The sequence below is a fragment of the Compostibacillus humi genome (genome assembly GCF_014637175.1).
GTDB classification, from domain to species: Bacteria; Bacillota; Bacilli; order Bacillales; family Amphibacillaceae; genus Oceanobacillus; species Oceanobacillus humi.
This window is the reverse complement of record NZ_BMEV01000096.1, coordinates 1-7,531: the sequence shown is the minus strand read 5'-3', so window position 1 is coordinate 7,531 and position 7,531 is coordinate 1. Positions and strand designations below refer to the sequence as shown.

The following is a 7,531-nucleotide window of genomic DNA, read 5'->3' as shown; positions in this document are numbered from 1 at the left end:
TAGGCTCATCAAATTGGGCTTTAGCTACTGATTTGCCAAGTATAATCCCTAGAAGACCAAAAATTATTTTCTCTTGGAACTTGATATATTCAAATAAATAAGTTATAAATTGAGGGAACAACTTGTCACATCCTTTTTTAGGTATTTGTGTAGTGTGGTTACTTCATAAATAACCTAAATTTAAGGGGGTGGCAAGTTTTTTTGTATAAAAACGCATTATATAGGCAATAATAATAGGTTTTACTTAAAAACTTTTGACAATACGTATAATGGGCTAGAGGTGAGAATATGAAACAAACGGTATTAGTAGTAGAAGATGATCATATGATCCGAAAACTAATCAATATATATTTAACAAAAGCAGGTTATGACGTGGTCGAAGCTGCGGATGGAGAAGAAGCTAAAGAACTCTTTTTAGCGAAACATCCTTGCCTAGTTATTCTAGACTTAATGCTTCCGAAACTTAGTGGAGAAGAATTTTGTACATGGGTTCGAGAACAAGAAAGAAATGAAGTATCGATTATTATGTTGTCCGCTAAATCACGTACGGAAGATAAAATAAATGGCTTAAAAATCGGTGCCGATGATTATCTCGTTAAGCCATTTGAACCAGAGGAACTTCTAGCTCATATTGAGGCCGTGCTACGTAGAACGGGGCAATTTTGTCAAAAAATCACTTACAACGGGCTTTGTATTAAACCTCGAAAAGGTGAAGTTTTACTTTATGATCAAGAAATAAAACTGACAAAACATGAATTCAATCTTCTTTATTATTTTATGGAAAATCCTAATATGGTTATTACAAGAGAGAGTCTCATGAATCAGTTGTATCCTTATGCTGATAAATTAGTGCTAGACCGGACAATTGATGCACATATTAAGAAACTAAGAAAAAAAATCGAAGAAAATCCAGCATCACCGAAACGGATTGTAACGGTCCGAGGAATGGGGTATAAATTTGTTGCGGAATAAAATGAAAAATATAATGTTACCGAAACAATTTCTTTTCAGATTAACGTTTATTAATATATTGGTCGTTACTGCTTTCGTGGGTCTAAGTAGCTGGGCTATTTATAATACTGCATGTGTGCTTGCAGAAGGTTTAGTAACTATGAGTTATCAAAAACAAGTACAATTTGAAGCGACATTGTTTCAATATTTGTTGATCTTCAGCATCTCTACGATTGTAATCGGAAGCCTCACTCATTTTTATCTAACAAAAAAACTTGTAAACCCATTGAGAGAACTCATATCCTCGACTAAAAAAATGAAACAAGGTGAATACCCGAACCCAATTCAAGTGAAATCTGATGGGGAAATTAGTGAGTTAATTAATCATTTTAATGAGTTGGTTACACAGTTAAAGGACAATGAACAGTACCGACAAAAATTAGTTTCCGATTTGTCACATGAATTTCGGACACCTTTATCTAATTTGAATGGCTACCTTCGTGCATTACAAAATGGGGTCATAGAAGGTGATCAAAAGCTGTATCAATCTCTATATGAAGAAACGAAACGACTTATTGACTTAGTCGAGCAGATGGAACAGTTAAAAGAATGGGACTATGTATCAACTCAGAATTTCACCGAAAAATCACCAGTTCATATAGAAAAAATTGTAAAACAATGTATCGATATGTTTCGCTGGGCAATACAACAGGCAAATATTAACTTACATGTAGACGTTACTCCAAGTATTGTTACGCTTAATAGGAGTGCCATTACACAAGTCATTAGTAACCTTTTAGACAACGCTATTCGCTATTATGAAGGTACTGAATCAATAACTATTAGAGGAATAGATTTTGCTTCCCAATATAAACTTTGTATCACTGGTCCTGGGAAACCTATTCCAGTAGAAGAGAGAGAACGAATATTTGAACGGTTTTACCGTGTTGACCAGTCGAGATCACGAGAGTTTGGTGGTTCTGGATTAGGGCTTGCCATTTCAAAAGAGATTATCGAACAACATCGAGGAAAGATTGGGATTATTTCAGAAGATAATAGGCATACGTTTTGGTTTACTCTGCCTAAGTCATAACTATGGTCTATATGCGTTCGATTTATCATTAACAAGAATTAAAAAGGGGCGAATATGATGAAATTCAAATTAAGTCAAACTGGGGCGTTTGAAGCAGAATTTGAATATGGAAAAATTGAGATTTCGAGCAATACAGAACTTGGCTTTCGTCCACTACAACTACTCGTTTCATCACTTGCAGGATGTAGTGGAGGACTGTTGAAAAAGGTGTTGGAAAAGAAACGAATTACTTTTGATTCAATAGAAATAGAAACAGATATCGAACGTAATGAAAAAGAAGCGAATAAAGTGACTAAAATTGCATTACATTTCATTGTTTATGGTATCAATTTAAATCTAACCCAAGTTCAAAAATCACTCGACCTTGCAGTGAAAAACTGCGCCATGATTCATTCTGTAAATAGTGCTATTGAAGTTGTTGAGACAATAGAAGTTAGAGAACAGTAAAGCACCTAGGGGTTATTTGTACACATAATATGAAATGTATTAATAATTCATATTTATGTATGTTTACCTTTTTATTTTTTCTAATTTAGTTCCAATATCTTACGGGTACCTTTTAATTTTGGAACGTGGCTAAACAAACTACTTTACAATATACCTATAAGGTTAAGTTGCGATGATGTTATTTTTAAGGAGGTAAATTTGAATGTCAAAAGAACATTGGGATAAAAGCTTTTCAGATAAAGATTTTGTCTATGGTGAGAAAGAAAATCAGTTTATACACGACATGAGTGAGATTATTCCAGCTCATTCAAAAGTTGGTTGTTTTGCAGAAGGGGGAAGGTAGAAATGCAGTTTATTTAGCCAAACTGGGTCATGACGTGATAGCATATGACCAATCGCTTATTGGCCTTGAGAAAACGAAAACACTAGCTACCAAAAATAAAGTTGTCGTCGAAACTGTTGCGATGGATTTGACGAAAGAAAAAGTGCAAGACAATCAATTTGATACCTCTATTATGGTATTTGGTCATGTCCCGAAAAAAGATCAGAAGTTCTTAATAAAAAACTTGGTGGATTCGGTGAAACCCGGGGGGTATGTCATCTTTGAAGTTTACTCAGAGGATCAAATTAAATATCAAACAGGTGGCCCACAATCTCTTGACATGTTATATAATCCTATAGAAGTTTTAGAGTGGATTAAAAATTACCATTGTATTCATTTTTATTATGGTGAAGTGACATGAAACGAAGGAAAAAGACATGTAGGACTAGGTCATGTCATCCAAGTCGTTATAAAGAAATAATTAATGGACGTTGATAAAGGTGTCTCGGATACGTCTATTAGAAAATAATCGAAATCACATCAGCGCATTTTAGATACTTAAAAGGAAAATATAAAAAAATAAGAATAAGAGGGTTGATATTTTACCCTTGGGGGTATATTATAGTTCATGTGGTTAGTTTCCACGTGCGAAACTAGTGTATCCCATTAAAGTCGTAATAAAGTACGACTTTTTAATTACAAAATATTGATACCTATACAGGTATTAGTATTTATAAACATGAGGAGGTAACTGAATGATTCAAGTAAATATGCAGTTGGATGCCAAAGGCTTAGCATGTCCGATGCCTGTTGTAAGAACTAAAAAAGCAATTGCTGATTTGCGAGAAGGTCAAGTGTTGGAAGTTCAAGCAACCGACAAAGGATCAAAAGCAGATTTGGCTGCTTGGGCAAATTCTGTTGGACATCAATATTTAGGAACAGTTGAAGAAGGTGATGTACTTTATCACTATATTCGCAAAGGGTCTAATGAGCCAGAGGTTGAAAAAAACTTCAAACACACGGTTTCACTTAATGAAATCGAATCACGAAATGGTCTAATCTTAGATGTTCGTGAATCGGCAGAATATGCATTTGGCCATATTGAAGGTGCAAAATCTATTCCAATAGGAGAACTAGAATCTCGCCTTGAAGAATTGGATAGAGAACAGGAAATTTATGTGATTTGCCGCACAGGCAACCGCTCTGATTTAGCTGCACAACTATTAGCTAAAAATGGTTTTACAAAAGTATATAACGTTCTACCAGGAATGGATGAGTGGAACGGTAAAATAAAAAAGGAAATATAGGAGGAATATTATTATGTCAAAAAAAGTAGCTATTATTGCTGCAAACGGAGGATTATTTGATGCATACAAAGTATTTAATATCGCAACTGCAGCGGCAGCATCAGAAAAAGAAGTGCAAATCTTTTTCACGTTTGAAGGTCTTAACTTGATTCACAAACAAGGAATGAACCATTTAGAAATGCCAGAAGGAAAAGAGCACTTTTCGGAAGGCTTTAAAAAAGCAAATGTACCTTCTATTCCAGAATTAGTAGAGATGGCTCAAGAACTTGGTGTTAAATTTATTGCATGTCAAATGACGATGGATGTTATGGGACTTTCGAAAGAAGATTTTATTGATGGAATTGAAGTTGGTGGGGCAGTAACATTTTTAGAGTATGCTAAAGAGGCATCACCAACATTAACATTTTAAGATTGTTAAGTGAGAATATGAATGCAGTGGGGATCATCTCCACTGTAAAAAAATAAATTAATAAATACCTAAGGGGGTACTAGAAATGACAATCAGCAAATGGACAGCAGCACAAGTTGCTCGGAAAGTTATTGACAACGAAGAATTGTTTATATTGGATGTCAGAAACAAAGATGCGTTCGAAGATTGGAAAATTGAAGGGCACAAGTTTGAATATTTAAATATACCATACTTTGAGTTATTAGATGGAGTAGAAAAAATATTACCGCAACTTCCTACTAATAAAGATGTAATAGTTGTTTGTGCAAAAGAAGGTTCTTCTGTAATGGTAGCAGAAATGCTGTCGGAAGCTGGACGTGAGGTAGCTTACCTTGAAGGTGGAATGAAGTCATGGAGCAGTTACTTAGAACCAATCAAAGTTGCCGATTTAGAAAATGGTGGCGAATTATATCAATTCGTTCGCCTTGGTAAAGGTTGTCTATCTTATATGGTAACTTCAGGTGGGGAAGCCGCAATTATTGATGCGGTACGTTTCTCTGATGTATTCACTAATTTCGCAAAAGAAAAAGGTGTGCAAATCAAACATGTATTTGATACACATCTACATGCTGATCATATTTCGGGTGGACGTGACATAGCAGCTGAAACCGGTGCAACATACTACTTACCACCAAAAGATGCAACAGAAGTAGTATTTGATTACACACCATTAACTGATGGATTAAATGTAAAAATCGGAGCTACACAAATGGACGTAAATGCTCTATATTCACCAGGTCATACAATTGGCTCTACGTCATTTGTGATTGACAATCAGTATCTTTTAACAGGTGATATTTTATTTGTTGATTCAATTGGCCGTCCGGATTTAGCAGGTCTTGCGGAAGATTGGGTAGGAGATTTACGTGAAACATTATATACACGCTATCGTGAGTTAGCTGAAGACTTAATTGTTCTACCTGCTCATTTCATGACTATCGATGAATTAAATGAAGATGGTACTGTTGCTAGAAGATTAGGTGATCTCTTTAAAGAAAACCATGGGCTAAATATTGAAGACGAAGATGAATTCCGTCGTACAGTTACAGAAAACCTACCACCACAACCAAATGCGTATGAACAAATTCGTCAGGTGAACATGGGTAAAATAGCACCTAGCCATGACGAGCAAACAGAAATGGAGATTGGACCAAACCGGTGTGCAGTTCGATAAAAATAGATGATTGTATTGAAGTTCTATAAATTTGTTTTTTTAAAATATAAAGTCGTTCTATAAATCATATTAAGCACTGAATATCAGTTGTAGTTAAAAATTCAATGATTACTACTAAGAAAACTATAAGGGGGAGGTTAATATGAACATTACCAAAACAATAGATGCAACAGGGCTGTCATGTCCAATGCCTATCGTAAAAACTAAAAAAGCAATGGACACGATTAACTCTGGTGAAATACTCGAAGTGCTGGCAACTGACCAAGGCACACTAAGCGATATACCAGCTTGGGCTAAATCAGGTGGTCACACTATTTTAGAACAAAAAACTGAAAAAGATGTTTTATACTTTTATATTCAAAAAGCATAACAAAAACCTAATAGCGAGTAGTAATTACTACTCGCTCTTCTAAATTAGAAAGAAGGTTTACTAATGGATTTAACTTTTATCATCGTGGTATTTGCTATTGGGTTTATTGGTTCATTTTTATCTGGAATGCTTGGTGTTGGTGGTTCAATTATTAAATATCCAATGCTTTTATATATTCCACCATTGTTTGGTCTAGTTGCATTTACAGCACATGAGGTTTCTGGAATTAGTGCAGTACAAGTTCTATTTGCTTCTATTGCTGGAGTATGGGCATACCGTAAAGGAGGATATTTAAATAAACAGCTAATCCTCTATATGGGAGGAGCTATACTTATTGGTAGTTTAGTTGGTAGTTATGGATCAAGCTTTTTATCTGAACAAACAGTAAATATCGTTTACGGTATTCTGGCAGCCATTGCAGCCTTAATGATGTTTGTACCGAAAAAGAGAATAGATGATAAGCCATTAAGTGAAGTGACCTTTAATAAGCTACTTGCGGTAATTTTAGCCTTAATTGTTGGAATAGCATCAGGAATTGTAGGTGCGGCAGGCGGTTTTTTATTAGTGCCAATTATGCTAACTGTATTACACATCCCAACACGAATGACAATTGCAACTAGTCTTGCTGTTACTTTTATCTCTTCAATCGGTGGAAGTATTGGAAAGCTTGTAACAGGTCAAGTAGATTATTGGCCCGCACTTATTATGATTGTCGCTAGTCTCTTAGCCGCACCACTCGGAGCCAAAACAGGTAAAAAGATGAATACACGTATCTTACAAGTCATTTTGGCATTAATGATAGCTGGCACAGCAGTAAAGATTTGGTTAGATATTTTAATTTAGCCATTGAATAAACCTTCAATATTATTTACATTTCTTAAGCCATTGGTCAAAAAGAAAAAAGTTTATTTTTATATTAAGTTGATGTTATTTTTCCAGCCATAAAAAGGAGTGAATAATCGTGGAGTATAATAAAGCGGTGGTGAATCGACTCAAACGAATAGAAGGTCAGATTAAAGGAGTATTAAGCATGATTGAAAATAAACAAGACTGTAAAGATGTTATTACTCAATTATCTGCATCTCGTAGTGCGATTGACCGTACTATTGGTTTAATTGTGAGTATGAACTTGGAACAATGTGTTCGAGAAAATATTGCAAAGGGCGAAAGTACAAAACATTTAGTACATGAAGCAGTTGATTTACTAGTTAAAAGTAGATGAATTCAATCATACGTAAATTGTAAATGAGTTGATGAGCTTTTCTTTTTAAGAAAACTATACCTATATGAGTACCTATAAGAAAAAATTAGGAGCATTCCTGTAATGAAGAAATTTGAAGGTTGAACAAAAAAGAGTCCTCTTGGTATAGTACAGGGTGTCATGATCATGACCCCGAATTTAATAAATACCAAGGAGAG

General features: G+C 34.8%; 11 protein-coding genes. All 11 read left to right on the top strand.

The window, feature by feature from the left end; genetic code table 11:
* Nucleotides 1–288 precede the first annotated feature (288 nt).
* The 11 genes from IEV18_RS15880 to IEV18_RS15835 all read left to right on the top strand — a co-directional run bounded on the left by IEV18_RS15880 (nucleotide 289) and on the right by IEV18_RS15835 (nucleotide 7,334).
* Nucleotides 289–972, top strand: a complete 684-nt coding sequence (locus IEV18_RS15880) for a response regulator transcription factor (protein WP_108897586.1) — start codon at nucleotides 289–291, stop codon at nucleotides 970–972.
* Entirely contained in the window at nucleotides 959–2,044 is a 1,086-nt protein-coding gene (locus IEV18_RS15875) for a sensor histidine kinase (protein ID WP_188393352.1), read from the top strand. Before IEV18_RS15880 ends, IEV18_RS15875 begins: the two co-directional genes overlap by 14 nt.
* Nucleotides 2,045–2,101: 57 nt before the next feature.
* Nucleotides 2,102–2,491 carry an OsmC family protein gene (locus tag IEV18_RS15870; protein WP_188393351.1) on the top strand — a complete coding sequence of 130 codons (390 nt, stop codon included), beginning with the start codon at nucleotides 2,102–2,104 and terminating at the stop codon, nucleotides 2,489–2,491.
* Between the two features lie 202 nt (nucleotides 2,492–2,693).
* Entirely contained in the window at nucleotides 2,694–2,834 is a 141-nt protein-coding gene (locus tag IEV18_RS17360) for a hypothetical protein (protein WP_229733687.1), read from the top strand.
* Entirely contained in the window at nucleotides 2,815–3,234 is a 420-nt protein-coding gene (locus IEV18_RS15865; protein WP_229733686.1) for a class I SAM-dependent methyltransferase, read from the top strand. The genes IEV18_RS17360 and IEV18_RS15865 overlap by 20 nt, the downstream gene beginning before the upstream one ends.
* A 334-nt stretch (nucleotides 3,235–3,568) precedes the next feature.
* Nucleotides 3,569–4,120 carry a sulfurtransferase TusA family protein gene (locus IEV18_RS15860; RefSeq protein ID WP_108897590.1) on the top strand — a complete coding sequence of 184 codons (552 nt, stop codon included), beginning with the start codon at nucleotides 3,569–3,571 and terminating at the stop codon, nucleotides 4,118–4,120.
* Between the two features lie 13 nt (nucleotides 4,121–4,133).
* Nucleotides 4,134–4,529: a DsrE/DsrF/DrsH-like family protein gene (locus IEV18_RS15855; RefSeq protein ID WP_108897591.1), complete on the top strand. Its 396-nt coding sequence runs from the start codon at nucleotides 4,134–4,136 to the stop codon at nucleotides 4,527–4,529.
* Between the two features lie 85 nt (nucleotides 4,530–4,614).
* Nucleotides 4,615–5,742 carry an MBL fold metallo-hydrolase gene (locus tag IEV18_RS15850; protein WP_108897592.1) on the top strand — a complete coding sequence of 376 codons (1,128 nt, stop codon included), beginning with the start codon at nucleotides 4,615–4,617 and terminating at the stop codon, nucleotides 5,740–5,742.
* A 142-nt stretch (nucleotides 5,743–5,884) separates the two neighbouring features.
* Nucleotides 5,885–6,112 carry a sulfurtransferase TusA family protein gene (locus IEV18_RS15845; protein WP_108897593.1) on the top strand — a complete coding sequence of 76 codons (228 nt, stop codon included), beginning with the start codon at nucleotides 5,885–5,887 and terminating at the stop codon, nucleotides 6,110–6,112.
* 63 nt (nucleotides 6,113–6,175) lie between these two features.
* Nucleotides 6,176–6,955, top strand: a complete 780-nt coding sequence (locus IEV18_RS15840; RefSeq protein ID WP_108897594.1) for a sulfite exporter TauE/SafE family protein — start codon at nucleotides 6,176–6,178, stop codon at nucleotides 6,953–6,955.
* A gap of 118 nt (nucleotides 6,956–7,073) precedes the next feature.
* Nucleotides 7,074–7,334 (top strand): metal-sensitive transcriptional regulator, encoded by a 261-nt coding sequence (locus IEV18_RS15835; RefSeq protein ID WP_108897595.1) that lies wholly within the window; start codon nucleotides 7,074–7,076, stop codon nucleotides 7,332–7,334.
* Nucleotides 7,335–7,531: the final 197 nt, after the last annotated feature.